Source organism: Methylobacterium sp. 174MFSha1.1 (assembly GCF_900116815.1).
In the GTDB taxonomy this organism is placed as follows: Bacteria; Pseudomonadota; Alphaproteobacteria; order Rhizobiales; family Beijerinckiaceae; genus Methylobacterium.
In genome coordinates this window covers 318,386-335,377 of the sequence record NZ_FPCB01000006.1, presented here as the reverse complement: position 1 = coordinate 335,377, position 16,992 = coordinate 318,386, and the positions used below count along the sequence as shown (strand labels likewise).

General features: G+C 71.2%; 13 protein-coding genes. 6 read left to right on the top strand and 7 right to left on the bottom strand.

The features are described 5' to 3' along the window. Positions 1-19 precede the first annotated feature (19 nt). Entirely contained in the window at positions 20-358 is a 339-nt protein-coding gene (locus BM430_RS04910) for a hypothetical protein (protein ID WP_093565944.1), read from the top strand. A 478-nt stretch (positions 359-836) separates the two neighbouring features. On the opposite strand, the gene BM430_RS04905 is transcribed toward BM430_RS04910, so the two are convergent. Together BM430_RS04905 and BM430_RS04900 are read right to left on the bottom strand one after the other, a co-directional pair. Continuing rightward, on the bottom strand, positions 837-2,705 hold the full coding sequence (locus tag BM430_RS04905) for a TRAP transporter large permease (protein ID WP_093565942.1): 1,869 nt from the start codon (positions 2,703-2,705) through the stop codon (positions 837-839). Next, a complete protein-coding gene (locus tag BM430_RS04900) occupies positions 2,702-3,727 on the bottom strand; it encodes a TRAP transporter substrate-binding protein (RefSeq protein ID WP_093565940.1) in 1,026 nt (341 codons plus the stop codon). Before BM430_RS04900 ends, BM430_RS04905 begins: the two co-directional genes overlap by 4 nt. A gap of 441 nt (positions 3,728-4,168) precedes the next feature. On the opposite strand from BM430_RS04900, the gene BM430_RS04895 reads away from it, so the two are divergent. The 5 genes from BM430_RS04895 (at position 4,169) to BM430_RS04875 (ending at position 10,081) form a co-directional block, all read left to right on the top strand. Further along, complete coding sequence (locus tag BM430_RS04895) at positions 4,169-5,074, top strand: LysR substrate-binding domain-containing protein (RefSeq protein ID WP_093565938.1); 906 nt, start codon at positions 4,169-4,171, stop codon at positions 5,072-5,074. Positions 5,075-5,260: 186 nt separating this feature from the next. Beyond that, entirely contained in the window at positions 5,261-6,622 is a 1,362-nt protein-coding gene (locus tag BM430_RS04890) for an NAD(P)H-dependent oxidoreductase (RefSeq protein ID WP_093565936.1), read from the top strand. A gap of 63 nt (positions 6,623-6,685) precedes the next feature. Further along, a complete protein-coding gene (locus tag BM430_RS04885) occupies positions 6,686-7,009 on the top strand; it encodes a putative quinol monooxygenase (protein WP_093565934.1) in 324 nt (107 codons plus the stop codon). Positions 7,010-7,175: 166 nt separating this feature from the next. Continuing rightward, positions 7,176-9,533, top strand: coding sequence for a penicillin acylase family protein (locus BM430_RS04880; protein ID WP_093565932.1), 2,358 nt, complete (start codon positions 7,176-7,178; stop codon positions 9,531-9,533). Between the two features lie 125 nt (positions 9,534-9,658). Further along, the gene (locus BM430_RS04875) at positions 9,659-10,081 is read left to right on the top strand and encodes an RbsD/FucU family protein (RefSeq protein WP_093565930.1); all 423 of its coding nucleotides are present in this window, start codon (positions 9,659-9,661) and stop codon (positions 10,079-10,081) included. A 258-nt stretch (positions 10,082-10,339) separates the two neighbouring features. On the opposite strand, the gene BM430_RS04870 is transcribed toward BM430_RS04875, so the two are convergent. The 5 genes from BM430_RS04870 to BM430_RS04850 all read right to left on the bottom strand — a co-directional run bounded on the left by BM430_RS04870 (position 10,340) and on the right by BM430_RS04850 (position 16,957). Continuing rightward, the gene (locus BM430_RS04870; RefSeq protein ID WP_093566022.1) at positions 10,340-11,131 is read right to left on the bottom strand and encodes an IclR family transcriptional regulator; all 792 of its coding nucleotides are present in this window, start codon (positions 11,129-11,131) and stop codon (positions 10,340-10,342) included. A 393-nt stretch (positions 11,132-11,524) separates the two neighbouring features. Further along, positions 11,525-12,994, bottom strand: coding sequence for an amidohydrolase family protein (locus tag BM430_RS04865; RefSeq protein WP_093565929.1), 1,470 nt, complete (start codon positions 12,992-12,994; stop codon positions 11,525-11,527). A 31-nt stretch (positions 12,995-13,025) separates the two neighbouring features. Next, the gene (locus BM430_RS04860) at positions 13,026-14,660 is read right to left on the bottom strand and encodes an amidohydrolase (RefSeq protein WP_093565927.1); all 1,635 of its coding nucleotides are present in this window, start codon (positions 14,658-14,660) and stop codon (positions 13,026-13,028) included. Positions 14,661-14,906: 246 nt separating this feature from the next. Next, positions 14,907-15,992, bottom strand: a complete 1,086-nt coding sequence (locus tag BM430_RS04855) for an ABC transporter ATP-binding protein (RefSeq protein WP_093565925.1) — start codon at positions 15,990-15,992, stop codon at positions 14,907-14,909. Then, entirely contained in the window at positions 15,989-16,957 is a 969-nt protein-coding gene (locus tag BM430_RS04850) for an ABC transporter ATP-binding protein (protein WP_244539333.1), read from the bottom strand. Before BM430_RS04850 ends, BM430_RS04855 begins: the two co-directional genes overlap by 4 nt. Between the last annotated feature and the right edge of the window lie 35 nt (positions 16,958-16,992).

Genomic DNA, 16,992 nt, shown 5'->3' with positions numbered 1-16,992 from the left:
CCAACAGGGAGACACGACCATGACGACGACCTCGACGACGATGATGATGGCGGCCGGCCTCGCCCTGGCGACCGTGGTGGGCGGTGCCGGCCAGGCCGAGGCCCGCGGCTTCGGGCATGGTGGGTTCGGGCGCGGCGGATTCGGCCACCACGGCGGCTTCGGCTATCGCGGCGGCTACGGCCATCGCGGATTCGGGCATGGCGGGTTCGGCTACCGCGGACGCTTCTACGGCCGCGGCTACCGGCACCGCTTCGGCGGCCTGGGCTTCGGCTATCCCGTGAGCCTCGGCGCCTATGACGGCGAGTGCCGCGTGGTCTTCAGTGCGGTGTTGGGCGGCTACACCCGGATCTGCGGCTGACCGACCGCGCTTTCGGCGCTGCGGAGGCCGGACGGTGCGGCGTGGCACCGGGGAGCGGCCGGATCGGCCCGGCTGCTCCCTCACCGGTCGATCGGCGAACCCGGCCGCGCCTTGACGCCGCCGTCGTGTACCTGGCTCGGCCGGGCTCAGCTCGGCAAACGACGGTTGCCCACGGCAGCATCCGATTTCACCGATCGGTCAGACAATTTCTAGACCATTCCCTTATACGACTTTCGCTTAGTCTGGTCAGATAATGATTGAGCACTCCTCCCCTCTCCCGTGTGGGAGAGGGGCCGGGGGTGAGGGTGACACGCTTCAGTGAGAAACTCGGACCGTCGTGCTGGCAGCTCGACGCTTAGTGGATCGTCCTGAAGCCGAGCCACCCTCGCGCGATCTCCGATCGCCCCTACCCCTCTCCCACTCGGGAGAGGGGATCCCGCACTCTATTTGAACCGGAACAGAACAAGCGGAGACGATATCACAGGAACCCGATCGAGAACCACGGCACGAAGGTGAGCACCAGGAGCCCGAGGAACAGCGCGCCGAGATAGATCCAGATCCGGCGCATCCCCGATTCCGGTGCGACCCCGCCGATGATGCAGGCGGCGTAGTAGCAGAGGCCGAAGGGCGGGGCGAACAGCCCCAGTCCCATCGCAAGGATCACGATCATGCTGTAATGCACCTCGTGGATCCCGAACTGGTGCGCGATCGGGAAGAGCAGCGGGCCGAACAGCACGATCGCCGGGATGCCTTCGAGCAGGCTGCCGAGCACGATGAAGGCGACGACCGAGATCAGGAGGAAGCCGGTCTTGCCGCCCGGCACCGCCGCCATCGCCCGGGCGAGGTCGTGCGAGAAGCCCGATTGGGTCAGCGCCCAGGCCATCGCGCTCGCCGCCCCGACGATGAACAGGATCGCCCCCGACAGCGAGGCGGTCCGCGCCAGCATCGGCAGGATCTCCCGCCGCTTCAACCCGCCGCGATAGATCACGAGTCCGAGCACCAGCGAGTAGACGATGCCGATGGTCGAGACCTCCGTCGCCGTCGCGATGCCCTCGACCACCGCGGTGCGGATCAGGAACGGCAGCAGCAGGGCCGGCAAGGCGATCAGCAGCGTCTTCTTCACCACCGAGACCGGCGCGCGCGGGATGACGACCGCGTCCTCTTCCTTGCCGGCGCGGTAGCGGGCCACCGCCGCCAGCACGAGGGCGAGGACCAGGGCCGGCAGGATCCCGGCGGTGAACAGCGCGGCGATCGACACGCCGGTCGCCGAGGCGATGGCGATCAGCACGATCGAGGGCGGGATCGTCTCGCTCATCGCCCCCGAGGCGGCGAGGATCGAGAGCAATTCGCCGTCCTTCATCCCGCGCTTGCGCATCTCGGGAAACAGGACGGGGGCCACCGCCGCCATGTCGGCGGTCTTCGAGCCGGAGATGCCCGAGACCAGCAGCATCGCGCCGAGCAGCACGTAGGACATGCCGGCCCGCACGTGGCCGAGCAGCGAGGCGAGGAACGCCACCATCACCCGGGCCATCCCGGTCGCGTCGACGAGCTGGCCGAGCAGCACGAAGAGCGGGATGGCGAGCAGGATCAGGCTGCTCATCCCCTCGTCCATCCGCCCGACCACGATGGTGAGCGGCGTCGAGGTGGTGGTGAGCAGGTAGGCGGAGGTGGCGAGCGCGAACGAGAACGCGATCGGCACGCCGGCCAGGATCCCGATCCCGAGCAGCCCGACGAAGAAAACGAGGAGCGCCCAGTTGCCCATCGCCGTGAGCCAGGGCGCCCCGAGGGCGAGGAGCGCGACGATCCCGAGGAGCACGGCGCCGACCCCGATCAGGTCGGCCGGGCGGTGGCGGGCGAGGCGCAAGGCGCAGGAGAGCAGCGCCAGCACGAAGCCGACCGGCACGGCGAGCGCCCGCACCGTGCCCGACCAGCCGAGCGCCGGCGTCTCCACGAAGGACTGGTCCTCGGTGTAGTCGTAGGCCGCGTGCATCAGGAGCGCCAGGAAGGCGAAGACCGCCCCGATGGCCAGCGCCTCGCACCAGGCTCGCGCCCGGGGCGAGAGCGCGCCGACCACGAAGGTCAGCCGCATGTGCTCGCCCCGTTGCACCGCCACGACGCTGCCGAGCATCGCGAGCCACAGGAACAGGATCGAGGCGAGCTCGTCGCTCCAGATGATCGAGTGGCCGATCGCCCGCGAGACGATGCCGGCGAACAGGATCACCGCCTCGGCGGCGACGAGGATCGCCGCCGGCACCTCGACGGCGAGGCGCAAGGCCCGCTCGGCCGAGGAGAGCCAGTCGGCGGGAAGGGCCGCGGGCCGGGCGTGGAGGTCGGCCACCGCGCTCATGCCAGATCCCCCGTCACGGCTTCGAGGGCCTTCCACGCCTCTGGGCCGAACTTCTCGCGCCAGTCGCGGTAGAAGCCGGCCTGGGTCAGGCCCTTGCGGAAGGCCGGCCGGTCGGCGGTCTCGAAGGTGAGGCCGCGGGCGGTGAGCTGCCCTTTCAGCGTGGCGGTCAGGCGCTGGACGTCCTCGCGCTCCTCCATCGCCGCCCGGTCGAGCTCGCGCCGGACGATCTCCTGGAGCGGGCCGGGCAGCTTGCCGAAGGCGCGCCGGTTGGCGACGATCCAGAAGGGGTCCCAGATGTGGTTGGTCTCGGTGAGATATTTCTGGACCTCGTAGAGCTTGCCGGCCTCGATCGTCACCAGCCCGTTCTCCTCGCCGTCGACCAGCCGGGTCTGCAGCGCGGTGTAGAGCTCGTTGAAGTTGATCGAGGTCGGGCTCGCCCCGAGACTGGAGAACAGCGAGGTGAAGATCGGCGCCACCGGCACGCGGATGCGGTAGCCCTTGAGGTCGTCGGGCGTCTTGATCGGCTTGGCGTTCGAGGTGATCTGGCGAAAGCCGTTATCGGCGGCCTTCGCCGCGACGATGAGGCCGGCCTTCTCGATCTGGGTGCGGACATACTCGCCCACCGGCCCGTCGACCCCGCGCCAGACGTGGTCGTAGTCGGAGAAGGCGAAGCCGACATTGGTGATCGCCGCGCCCGAGGCCACGGTCGAGATCACCGAACCGGCGATGTTGAGGAACTCGATCCCGCCCGAGCGCACCTGGGTGATCAGGTCGGTGTCGGAGCCGAGCTGGCTCGCGGGGAAGAACTTCAGCTCCATCCGCCCGCCGGAGGCCTCGCGGATGCGCTGGCAGGCCTGGTCGAGCCGGGCATTGATCGGCTGCGTCAGGGACTGGCCGGTGGCGAGCTTGTAGGTGAACTCGGCGGCGCGCGCCGGCTGCGTGCGGATCGCGACGAGCGGCATCGCGGCGGCGCCGGCCAGGAACAGGCGGCGCGACGGTCCTGATTGGGGCGTGGACGTCATGGGTTTCCTCCGGCGCGCCGTCATCCGCGGGACCCGCGGTGCGGCATCGTTTGGGTCGAGACGGAGGAGGCGCGAGTCTTGGCGCTCGTCATCCTCCCGGTCGGCGCCCGTTTCTGTCCGCAGGGTCTGTCCGGGTGAAGGAAGAGGCGCGTCTCCCCTCTCCCGTGTGGGAGAGGGGCCGGGGGTGAGGGTGACACGCTTCAGTGTGAAACGCTGAGCGTGGTGCTGGCAGCGGCACGGTTCGCGTCTTCTGCGGAACCGTAGCACCCTCACCCCTACCCCTCTCCCACACGGGAGAGGGGATCCCGCGCCATTTCCTTATCGGACAGCCCGGCTTCATCCGGGCGGCTCGTCTCGCTTGGTCGCCGAGAGTAGGAACCGCGTCGATGTAGGACAATCCAGATTATTTGCGGTTTCGTGTAGCGCGGCTAAAGTGTCTGCATGTCGGTCCCGCTCCGCGCCATCACGGTCTTCCACGCCGTCGCCCGCTCCGGCAGCATCACCCGGGCGGCGGAGGATCTCGGCGTCACGCCCTCGGCGGTGAGCCAGCAGGTCCAGTCCCTCGAACTCGCCCTCGGCACGGCGCTGATCGGCAAGGCCGGCCGCGCCATCGTGCTGACCGAGGCCGGCGAGCGCTACTTCGAGATGATCGGGCCCGAGATCGACCGGATCACGGAGGCGACCGAGCGCATCCAGGGCTTCCGTTCGGTGACGACGCTGACCGTGCGGGCGACCCCGAGCCTGTCGACGAAGTGGCTGCTGCCGCGGCTCTCCGGCTTCATCACCGCCCATCCCGACATCGAGCTGCGCCTCGACGGCACCAACGAGCCGACGGCGTTCCAGAAGGAGAACGTCGACATCGAGATCCGCCACGGCACCGGCGGCTGGCCCGGCCTGTTCGCCGAGGGGCTGGTGGAGGAGAGCTTCCGGCCGGTCTGCGCCCCCGACCTCGCCGCGCCCGGCAGCCTCGCGGCGGAGGATCTCTCCCGCCACCTGCTGATCCACTCGGTGAAGTCGCAGGTGCAGTGGCCGCACTGGTTCACCCGCGCCGGGATCCGGCCGGCCGCGCGCTGGCGCCGGCTCCTGTTCGACCGCACCCACATGGCGATCGACGCCGCCGCCGGCGGCCTCGGCATCGCGCTCGAGAGCGACCTGATGATGTGGGGCGACCTGCGGGCCGGGCGCTTGACCTGCCCGCTCGCCTCCCCCCCGCGGATCACCCTCGTCACCCAGTGGGTGACGTGCCCGCCCGACCACCTGCGCCACCGCAAGGTCCGCGCCTTCCTCGACTGGATTCGCCACGAGCGCGACGCGTGGGCGGCGGAACGCGACGCCGCGAGCCTTTAGCGGAGCTTCACGGTCGCCTCGGAAATCTGGATTGTCCTTCACGGAGCCGGCTTCTAGCGTTCCGGCCGTCAGATCCCGCCGGGCCGCTCGCACGCGCCGCCGGGGTCGCGCCGAGACCGGCCCCGCCTTCCCTCGAGGACAGGCGGCGAGAGACCGGTCGGCAAGAAAGACCGCTGGAGGAAACCGATGAACCTCTCCACCCTGCTCCTCGCCCGCGCTTCGTCCGGCCGCCCGGTCCGCGTCGGCCTGATCGGCGCCGGCAAGTTCGGCTCGATGGTGCTAGCCCAGGCCCAGCGCATCGAGGGGATGCACGTCGTCGCCGTCGCCGACCTCGATGCCGGCCGCGCCCGCGCCTCCCTCGCCCGGGTCGGCTGGCCGGAGGAGCGCACCAGCGCGACCTCGATGGGCGACGCGGTCAAGAGCGGCCGCACCTTCATCACCGAGGATGCCGGGGCGCTCAGTGCCTGCGACGAGATCGAGTGCATCATTGAGGCGACCGGCCACCCGATCGCCGGCATCCGCCACGCCATCCAGGCGATCGACGCCCGCAAGCACGTCGTGATGGTCAACGTCGAGGCCGACGTGCTGTGCGGCCCGCTGCTCGCCGAGCGGGCACGGCGCCAGGGCGTCGTCTACTCGATGGCCTATGGCGACCAGCCGGCGATCATCTGCGAGCTGGTCGACTGGGCCCGCTCCTGCGGCTTCGAGCTGACCTCGGCCGGCAAGGGCATGAACTTCGAGCCGCGCTACCGCTACTCCACCCCCGACACCGTCTGGGGCTTCTTCGGCTGGACCGAGGAGGAGGTGCGGAAGGGCGACTTCAACCCGAAGATGTACAACTCCTTCACCGACGGCACCAAGGCGGCGATCGAGATGGCGGCGGTCGCCAACGGCACCGGGCTCGACTGCCCCGATGACGGCCTCGCCTTTCCGCCGACCGGCCTGCATGATCTCGCCCGGGTCTTCCGCCCGGTGAGCGACGGCGGAAGGCTGCCGCGCTCGGGCCTCGTCGACATCGCGGCGAGCCAGGAGCCGGACGGGCGCGAGGTGTTCAACAACATCCGCTACGGCGTGTTCGTCACCTTCAAGGCGACGAGCGAGTACACCAGGGCCTGCTTCAAGCAGTACGGCCTGCTCACCGATCCGTCGGGCTGGTACGGCTCGATGTGGCGGCCCTTCCACATGATCGGGCTCGAGACCAGCGTCAGCGTGCTCTCGGCGGTGCTGCGCAACGAGCCGACCGGCTGCTCGAAGGAGTTCCGCGGCGACGCCGTCGCCACCGCCAAGCGCGACCTCGAGCCCGGCGAGATGCTCGACGGCGAGGGCGGCTATGCGGTGTGGGCAAACGCGATTCCGGCCTCGAAGAGCCTCGCGCTCGGCGCCCTGCCGATCGGTCTCGCCCACAACGTCAAGCTCAAGCGCCCGGTCGCCCGCGACCAGATCGTGAGCGTCGACGACGTCGAGCTCGTCAACGACCTCGACGTGGTGGCCCTGCGCCGCCAGATGGAGGACACGACCCGGCAAGCGACGACCCCGAAGGCAGCCTGATCTCCGATCACCGGCGGCGCCGGATCGTCCGGCGCCGCGCGCTCCCCTTCGACAGGGTCCATCATGTCCCCCTCCCGGCCCTTCGTGGTCATCGCCGAGTTCCGGGTGCGGCCCGGCTGCCTCGACGCGTTCCTCGACCTCGCTCACGACGACGCCCGCGCCTCGGTGGCGCACGAGCCCGGCTGCCGCGCCTTCGACGTCGCGGTGAGCGAGAGCGACCCGCTCGCGGTGGTGTTCTACGAGGTCTACGACGACCGCGCCGCCTTCGACGCCCATCTCGAGACCCCGCACCTCGCACGGTTCCGGGCCGGCTTCCCCGCCCTGATCGCCGAGGAGCGCCCGGTGCGCTTCCTCGCCCGGACCGTCGGCGGGGCGGAGGCCGGCTGACGGCCGGCCCGGATGCCGCGGCGGTGACCGGGCGGCGGCTGGCGACCTGCGGCGGCAGCCCGCCGTCGGATCGGCGCGGATCCGGCTCGGCCGGGGGTGATCCCATCGGGCTACCGCCTGTAGGATCCCTCCCCGGCCGAGTCACCCGGCCGCCACGAGGGCCCCGATGAGCGACACCGACACGACACCGGAGGTCATCGCGACCGCGGGCCTGGCGCGGCCGGCCGAGATCCGGATCGATCCCTGGGGCCTCTGCCACCTGCGGGCGGAGAGCCTCGACGACCTGTTCTTCCTGCAGGGGTTCAACGCCGCCCGCGACCGGCTCTGGCAGATCGACCTGTGGCGCAAGCGCGGGCTCGGGTTGCTGGCGGCGGATTTCGGGCCCGGCTACCTGGCACAGGACCGCGCCTCCCGCGCCTTCCTCTATCGCGGCGACATGGCCGCCGAGTGGACGAGCTACGCCCCGGACGCCCGCGCGATCGTCGAGGCCTTCACCCGCGGCGTCAACGCCTACGTGGCGCTGACCCGGCGCGAGCCGGAGCGGCTGCCGGAGGAGTTCCGGCTCTTCGGCACGGAGCCCGCATTCTGGGCGCCCGAGGACGTCGTGCGCATCCGCAGCCACGGCCTGACGCGCAACGCCCTATCGGAGGTGCTGCGCGCCCAGGTGGCCCCCCGCTGCGGCGACGCGACCGACCTCCTGCGCAAGAACCTCGAGCCGCGGATCGCGCCGGGCAATCCCGGCGACCTCGACCTGTCGGCGATCCCCCTCGCGGTGCTCGACCTGTTCAAGCTCGGCACGGCCGGCGTGCTGTTCACGCCCGAGCGCCTCGCCGCCACCCTCGGCGAGGCCGAGGCGTGGACGAGCGTCACCGATCTCGGCGAGGTCGTGCGCGACGCATCCTGGGAAGGGTCGAACAACTGGGCGGTCGCCGGCAGCCGCACCGCGACCGGCCGCCCGATCCTGGCGGGCGATCCCCACCGCGCCCATGCCGTGCCGTCGCTGCGCTACCTCGTGCACCTGAGCGCGCCGGGCTTCGACGCGATCGGCGCCGGCGAGCCCGCGGTGCCGGGGATCTGCATGGGACATAACGGCGAGGCCGCCTTCGCCATCACGATCTTCGGCGCCGACCAGGAGGACGTCTACGTCTACGAGACGAAGCCGGGCGATCCCGACCGCTACCTGTATCAGGGCGAGTGGGAGCCGATGCGGATCGTCGAGGAGACGGTCGCCGTGAAGGGCGCGCCGGACCAGGCGCTGCGCCTGCGCTTCACCCGCCACGGTCCGGTCCTGCACGCCGACGGGACCCGCGCCTTCGCGTTGCGCTCGGTGTGGTTCGAGCCGGGCTCGGCCGCCTACCTCGCCAGCCTGTCGACCATGCGGGCGACGACGCTGCCCGATTACCGCGCGGCGGCGCGGCGCTGGGGGGCGCCCTCGCTCAACCACGTCTATGCCGACGCGGGCGGCACGATCGCCTGGTTCCCGGCCGGCTACACCCCGAACCGGCCGAACTGGGACGGGCTGCTTCCGGTCCCGGGCGACGGCCGCTTCGAATGGGCGGGCTTCCACGACCTCGACGCGATGCCGCGGCTGGAGAACCCGCCGGAGGGCTTCGTCGCCAGCGCCAACGAGGCGAACCTGCCGGCCGACTGGCCGCATGCCGAGCGGCCGGTCGGCTACGAGTGGCTGGAGGCCAGCCGAGCCCGCCGCATCCGCGCGGCGCTGTCGGAGGCCGGCGGCCACGATGTGACCGATTCCACCGCCTTGCAGACGGACGTCGTCTCGATGCCGGCGCGCCGGCTGCGCCCGCTGGTGGAGCGGCTCCCGGCCGAAGGTCCGGCCGGGCCGGCGCGCGCGCTGCTGCTCGCCTGGGACGAGCGGCTGACGGTCGGGTCGGGCGCCGGCCTCCTCTCCGAGTTGTGGTGGACGCGCCACCTGAAGCCCGCCCTGTTCGCCCGCCTGATCGACGATCCCGCGTTGCGCGCCCTGATGCAGCCGGGCGACGTCGAGGGCATCCTGCAGGCGCTGGAGACGCCCGATTCCCGCCTCGGCGACGATCCGCGAGCGGGCCGCGACCAACTCCTCGCCGAGACCCTGGCGGCGGCCTTCGCGGACGCCGCCACCCGCTTCGGCGCCGATCCCGCCCACTGGCGCTGGGGCGCGCTGCATCACGGCTTCTTCGCCCACGCGGCGAGCGCGGCCGCCGACGCGGTCTTGCGGGAAGCGCTCGATGTCGGGCCGCTGGAGAAGCCCGGCAGCGCCTCGACGGTGATGCACGCGGCCTATCGCGGCGGCGATTTCCGCGTGACCAACGGCGCCTCGGTCCGCTTCGTCGTCGACGTCGGCGACTGGGACCGGAGCGTCTGCATCAACGCCCCCGGCCAGTCCGGCGACCCGCGCTCGCCGCATTACCGCGACCTCGCGCCCCTCTGGGCCCGGGGCGAGTACGTGCCGATGCTCTACAGCCGGGCGGCGGTCGACGCCGCGAGCGTCGCGACGATCCGGCTGGTGCCGGATCATCCGTGAGTGGGCAGGACAAGAGAGTTGCCCGGTCCGGGCGCCAAACCTATCGTCCCGGCGCCAACAATCCTGCCGGGGCGGCCGCGTCACGCTGCGCGCCGGCGGCGGTGAGAAGGGCACGAGGGAACGCCATGCTGAAGACCATCGATCCGCTGCTCAACGGGCAGCTCCTCGCCCTCCTCGACGAGATGGGCCACGGCGACGAGATCGTCATCGCCGACGCCAACTTCCCCTCCGCCAGCAACGCCCGGCGGCTCGTCGACATGCCGGGCACGACGGCGCCGGCGCTCCTCGACGCGGTCCTGTCGCTCCTGCCCCTCGACGATTTCGTCGAGAGCCCGGTGGCGGTGATGGTCGCCCCGCCCGAGACCCGGCCGCTCTATGACGGCTACCAGGCCAGCGCCGACAGCGCCGAGGGCCGCAAGATCGTCATCAGCGAGATCCCGATCCCCGATTTCTACGCCCGCACCGCCAAGGCCTTCGCGGTGATCCGCAGCGGCGAGCGGCGCCTCTACGCCAACATCCTCCTGCGCAAGGGCGTGATCTACCCGTGAGCCTGGGTGGTGGCAGTCGGTGGAACGCTGCCCGAGGATCGGTCATAAGCCGCTCCTTTCCCGGAGGACTGAAGCGATAGCGGAAGGAGATCCGGGATCCAGCACGGGAAGTGCCGCGAAGCGGCTCTACATGCTGCAACGTTGCAGACATAGAGACGCTTCGCGACTTTTTGCGCTGGATCCCGGATCTCCTTCCACTTCGTTTCAGTCGTCCGGGAAAGGGCGTCGTGGACCGCGGCGCCGCAATCGGACGACCCTCTACCCGCTCAGCGCCCGCGCCGCCTCGATCGCCAGCGGCGCGAACCGCTTGCGGAACTCCTCCAGCGACCATTCGCTCAGCGAGCCGGCGATGTGGACCGCGCCGAGGGGGCGTCCGGGCCCCGCGACCACGGCGGCGCTGAGCACGACCTCGCCGATCAGCGCCTCTTCGGTGGCGAAGGCGTAGCCGTCGCGGCGCGCCTCCTTCACCTTGCGCCAGATCCTGGCCGGTTCGAGCAGGGTCTTCTGCGTCAGCGGCCTGCGGTCCGAGCGGGCGAGGATATCGTCGACCGCCTCGTCCGGGAGTTGCGCCAGGCAGGCGCGACCGCCGGAGGAGGCGAAGGTCGGCACGCGGCGGCCGGCCAGCGTGGCGTAGAAGGTCTCGCGCTTGCTCTGCAGCCGCACCGCGTAGAGCGTGGTGAGGTCATCGAACAGGCTGAGGTCGACGCGCTCGTTGGCGGCCTTGCGCAGATCGACGAGGACCGGCATCGCCCGCTCGATCAGCGGGTTGGCGCGCAGGTAGTCGAAGGAGCGGTCGAGGATGCGCCGCCCCGGGACGAGCCCGCCGTCGCGGCCGCGCTCGAGGTACCCGCGGCTGAGCAGCGTCTGCGCGATCCGCTGGGCGGCGCTCTTGTTCGTCCCCGCCGCCTGGGCGAGCTCGCCGAGCGACATCGGGTGCGGACTGGCGGCGAAGGCTTCGAGCACGTCGAGGGCGCGGGCCACCGATTGCAGAAAAAGCCGGTCGTCGACACCGCCGCGCGAGTCCCCTCCTGCGTCACCCTCGTCGTCCATCCGCATGCGTCCGGTCGTTTCCTTACGTCGAGGGCGGTTCTACACCACCGGTCGCTTGCGTGAGCAAGACGGTCGTATCGCCAGGCGATGTCACGCTGCGTCAGGCCACGTGGCGTATGGCCGTCAGGGGAAACGAAATCGCGCGGGCTTTCTCCCTCCCCCCTCTGCGGGGGAGGGTGCCCGGCGCAGCCGGGCGGGAGAGGGGCAGCGCGACGCTGCTCCAGATGGCGTCCGTCACCAAGGTCGCGACTTCTCCGGAGGCGTCGCCCCCTCTCCCGGCCCCCTCCGGGGACCACCCTCCCCCGCAGAGGGGGGAGGGAAATGGCATACGCCGTTTCTTTCCTCGGACAGCCCTGTCGCCCACGGGGAGAGGGGCACCCGCGCCGGTCTCGTTCAGGAGTTTTTCCCGGACAGTCCCGTACGCACCGGAAACACCCGCGGCGACAGTTCCTCCAGGCTGCGCCCGGCCCAGTCGCGGCCCGGCGCGCCGGCGATCACCTCGGCCTGGCCGCGTCGCAGCATCGCGATGTCCTCGGCGATTTCGAAGGTCGTCACCTCACCATTGCGCACCACCTGGGCGCCGTCGACGTAGACGTCGCGCACCGCCCGATCGTTGGCCGAGTAGATCAGGCTGCGCAACGGCTCGTAATCGGGCCGCATGTACGGGTTGCTCATGTCGATCACCGCGAAGTCGGCCTTGCAGCCGGGGGCCAGCCGGCCGAGATCGGGCCGCCGGATCAGGTCGGCGCCGGCGCTGGTCGCGGCGGTGAAGGCCTGGGCGGTGGTGGCGCCGGTATAGCTGCCGGCGCGGATGCGGCTGGCGTAGCAGGCCATGCGCAGCTCATCGAGCATGTTGTGCGGGAAGCTGTCGGTACCGATCCCGCAGGGGATGCCGGCCTCGACGTAGCGGCCCAGCGAGTTCAGCGCGATACCGCGGCGCGCGAACACCACCGGGCAGTGGGCGACGCCGGCGCCGCTGTCGCGCAGGCGCTCAAAGTCGTTGGCGTGGGGGAAGTGCAGCCAGGGATGGTCGTTGAGGAAGATGCCGTGGCCGATGACGAGGTCGGGGCCGAGGGCGCCGATCTTGTCCAGCCAGCCGATCGGGGTCTCGCCGGTGCGGCGCAGGATCTCCTGGAATTCGACGATGCTCTGCGCGGCGTGGATCTGGATCGGCTGGCCTCGGTCGCGGGCGGCGGCGAGCGCCTCGAGGATCTGGCCCTCCGTCACCGTGTCGATCTGGGCCGGGCAGAGGAGCCCCGAGATGCGCCCGCTCGGGTGGCGGCCGGCCTCGTCCATCAGGTCGATCGCCTCGCGCAACAGGCGGTCGCCGCGGGCCGGATCGAGGTCGTACTCGACCGAGTGGCCGTTCGTGGTCTTCCACGGGCCGGAGCGGAACATCGCCCAGAGCACGGCCCGGATGCCGGTCTCGGCGTAGTGCTCCGGCCAGTCGGGGGTCGGCTGACCGAGGTCGCAGATCGTCGTGACGCCACTCTTCAAGAGTTCCGAGACGGCGACGCGGCGGGCGTGCTTCGCGTAACCGGGCCCGATGTTGAAGACCGGCATGAACTCGTAGAGCGAGCTCTGGCCGAGCTTGGCGCTGCCGAGCTCTTCCAGCATGCCCTTCCAGCCGGGCTCGTGGCCGGGATGGGAGTGGATGTCGACGAAGCCCGGGATCAGCATCAGGCCGGCGCCGTCGATCTCTCGGGCGACCGGGCCGTCATAGTCTTTCCCGACGAAGACGACGTCCTTGCCCACGAAGGCGAGGTCGGCGTTCCGGAGATAGCTGTGAGAGCCGGACTCGGCGTCCCAGGCGACGATCCAGTCGCAGTTCCGGTAGAGCGTCGCGCCTGTGGCTTCGGTCACGGGTCCCCTCCCCTTCTCTCGTCTTGTCTGATCAGGCCGCTTCGCCGCCGCGGTCGTAGACGACCGTGCCGCCGCGGAGGGCGAGGTCGCAGCGCGTGCCGGACAGGATCTCGTCCGGCGCCGCCTTCGTCAGGTCGCGCGAGAACACCGCGATGTCGGCGGCCAGCCCCGGCACGAGACGGCCGCGATGGCCCTCGGCCTTGTTCACGAAGGCGCCGAGCGCCGTGTAGGCGTGCAAGGCCTCGGGCATCGACAGCCGCTCGTCCCAGCCGATGACCGTGCCGCGCGAGGTCTTGCGGGTCGTCATCGTGTAGAGGTTCGGGAACGGATTGATGTCGCAGACCGGCGCGTCGCTGGAGGCGGCGGCAGCCAAGCCGCGGTCGAGCCAGGTCTTCATCGGGTAGGAGGCGGCGGCCCGGGCCTCGCCCAGCACCGAAACGTAGAGGTCGCCGAAGTCGTAGATGAAGACCGGTTGCGGCACCGGCTCGACGCCGAGCCGCACCATGCGGTCGATCTGGCCTGAGCTGTTGAAGCCGCAATGCTCGATGCGGTGGCGCCGCGCCGGGTCGGGCATGGCCGTGAGCGCCTTGTCGAAGGCGTTGAGCGTCTGCTCGATCGCCGCGTCGCCGATCGCGTGGACGGCGAGCTGGTAGCCCTTGGCGTGATAGTCCGCCACGAAGGCGTCCATCTCCGGGTCGGTCAGGAGCGACAACCCGTGGGTCTCCGGCTCGCCGAGATAGGCCCGGGACATGGCGGCGGTGCGCCCGCCGGCGCTGCCGTCGGTGAAGATCTTGACCGGGCCGACGCGGAGCATGTCGTCGCCGGTGCCGGTGATCACGCCGTCCTTGAATGCCTGCTCGACGATGCCGCCGGGCCCGCCGAGCAGGCATTGGTTCACCCGCACCGGCAGGCGGCCGCTGCGCTGGGCGTTGCGGTAGGCGGCGACCTCGCGGTAGCCCGCCCGCATGCCGACGCCGGCATCCATCACGCTGGTGATGCCGTAGGACAGGCACGCCTTGCCCGCCCGCTCGATGCCTGCGACGAGGTCCTCGTCGGTCGGCGGCGGCAGCACGGCCTTCAACCGGTCGCGGCCGGTCTCGGCGAGGAGCCCGGTCAGGCGGCCGTTCTGCTGCTCGATCGCGCCGCCCTGCGGCACCGACGTCGATTCGTCGATGCCGGCGAGCCTGAGCGCCATCGAGTTGGCGATCGTCACGTGCCCGCAGGCGCGCACGAGGGAGACCGGGTGGTCGGGCGCGACGGCGTCGAGTTCCTCGCGGAAGGGATGCCGCTTCACGTCGAGCTCGAACTGATCGTAGCCCCGCGCCAGGATCCAGCGGCCCGGCGGCAGCGTCCTCGCCCGCTCGCGGATCTTGCCGAGGAGATCGTCGAGGGTGCGGGCGGCGGCCGGCGTCACGTCGACGTCGAGCATGCCGAGCCCGTAGGGCAGAAGGTGCATGTGGGCGTCGTAGAGACCCGGCGTCGCGAGCCGGCCGTTGAGGTCGATCACCCGCGTCCCCGGCCCGATCAGCGGTTCGAGCTCGGCCGCGGAGCCCGTCGCCAGCACTTTGCCGGCCCAGAGTGCGACGGCCTCGGTCATGCCCTCCTTAAGGCCGCAGAAGACGCGGCCGTTGGTCAGGATCGTGTCGGCTTTCGGGAACGCCGCCATTGATTTCTCTGCTTTCTATCGTGTCGGAGCCGATCAGGGTCGCCCACCAGTCTTGAAACCCTCCGCGTCATTCCGGGGCCGCGCAGCGAAGCCCGGAATCCAGACGCGCAGGACTTTCAGAACAGGGCGGAACGCAACCCGCCTCTTTCTTCGCCATCAGCGGTTCTGGATTCCGGGCTCCGCTGCGCGGCCCCGGAATGACCCTGAGGGGGTGAAATCGTCCACAGCCCATCGAAGCAGATCCCGTCACGCCGCATTCGTCCCGGCCGCCATCATGGCGGCGCGCTTGCGCTCGTAGAGCGCCAGCCGGGCCTGGAGACGCGGATGGCGCTCGCCGCCACCGACGCGGGTGAAGGCGGGAATCGTCTCGGCGAAGTGGCAGGCCGCCTCGTGCGCCGGTCCGATTCCGCGCAAAGGCGGCACCTCCTCGCGGCAGCGGGCCTGCGCGAAGGGACAGCGGGTGTGGAAGCGGCAGCCGGCGGGCGGGTTCATCGGACTCGGCACGTCGCCGCCGAGCGTCGGGCGCTGGTTGCGGTGGGCCGGGTCCGGCACCGGGGCGGCCGCGAGCAGGGCCTGCGTGTAGGGATGGCGCGGCGCGGCGTAGAGGGCCTTCGCCGGGGCGGTCTCGACGATCTGGCCGAGATACATCACCGCCACCCGGTCGGCCATGTGCTTCACCACCGCCAGCCCGTGCGAGATGAACAGGTAGGCGAGGCCGAACTCAGCCTGCAGGTCCTTGAGCAGGTTCACCACCTGCGCCTGGATCGAGACGTCGAGGGCCGAGACCGGCTCGTCGCAGACGATCAGCCGGGGCTTCAACGCCAGCGCCCGGGCGATGCCGATGCGCTGGCGCTGGCCGCCGGAGAATTCGTGCGGGAAGCGGTCGGCGTGGTAGCTCGCGAGGCCGACGAGGCCGAGGAGCTCGCGCACCCTCGCCGCCCGGGAGGCGGCGTCGCCGATGCCGTGGACCAGCATCGGCTCGGCCAGGATCTCCTCCACCGACATGCGCGGGTTGAGGCTCGCGAACGGGTCCTGGAAGATCACCTGCATCTGCCGGCGCAGGGGCCGCAACGCCGCCCGGCCGTCGCGGGTGACGTCCCGCCCGTTGACGCGGATCGCGCCGCCGCTCGGCTCGATCAGCCGCAGCGCGAGCCGCGCCAGGGTGGACTTGCCGCAGCCGCTCTCGCCCACCACCGCCAGGGTCTCCCCGGCGGCGAGGCGCAGCGACACGCCGTCGACCGCCCGGACGGCGCCGACCTGCCGGCGCAGGATCAGGCCCTGATGCACCGGGTAGTGCTTGCGCACGTCGTCGAGTTCGAGGAGCGGCGTCATCCGTTCGCCTCCACGGGGGCCTTCCAGCAGGCCACGTCATGGCCGGCGGCGATGTCCGAGAGCGGCGGATAGCCTCCGCGGCATTCCTCCCCGGCGAAGGGGCAGCGCGGGTTGAACCGGCACCCCGCCGGCAGGGCGAAGGGCGGCGGCACGGTGCCGCCGATCACGACGAGCCGGTCGCGCTCGTCCTCCATCCGCGGCATCGAGCCCATGAGGCCGATCGTGTAGGGGTGCTGGGGATCGTCGAAGATCGCCGCGACCGGCGCGCGCTCGACGATGCGGCCGGCATACATCACCGCCACCTCGTCGGCGACCTGGGCGACCACGCCGAGATCGTGCGTGATCAGGATGATCGACATCCCGGTCTCGGCCTGCAGCTCGCGCAGGAGGTCGAGGATCTGCGCCTGGATCGTCACGTCGAGCGCCGTCGTCGGCTCGTCGGCGATGAGGAGCGCCGGGCGGCAGGCGAGCGCCATCGCGAGCATCACCCGCTGGCGCATGCCGCCGGAGAGCTGGTGGGGATACTCGTCGAAGCGCCGCTCGGGCGCCGGGATGCGCACCTGGCGCAGCGCGGCGACCGCCGCCTCCTTGAGCGCCCGCGCGGGCAGGTCTTCATGCTCCCGCAGCGCCTCGACGATCTGCGTGCCGATCGTGTGGACCGGGTTCAGGCTCGTCATCGGCTCCTGGAAGATCATCGCGATGCGGCTGCCGCGCAGACGCCGGAACTCGGCCGGCGCCAGCCCGACGAGCTCGCGCCCCTCGAGCCGGATCGAGCCGCCCGTGATCCGGCCGGGGGCCGGCACGAGCCCCATCAGCGAGAGCGACAGCATGCTCTTGCCGCAGCCGCTCTCGCCGACGATGCCGAGGGTGCGCCCCGCGGGCACCGAGAGCGAGACGCCGTCCACCGGGCGGATCGCGCCCCGCGGCGTCGCGAAGGTGGTGGTGAGGTCGCGGATGTCGAGGATCGGCGCCGGCGCCGGCGCGGGGGCGCCGCGCGGCG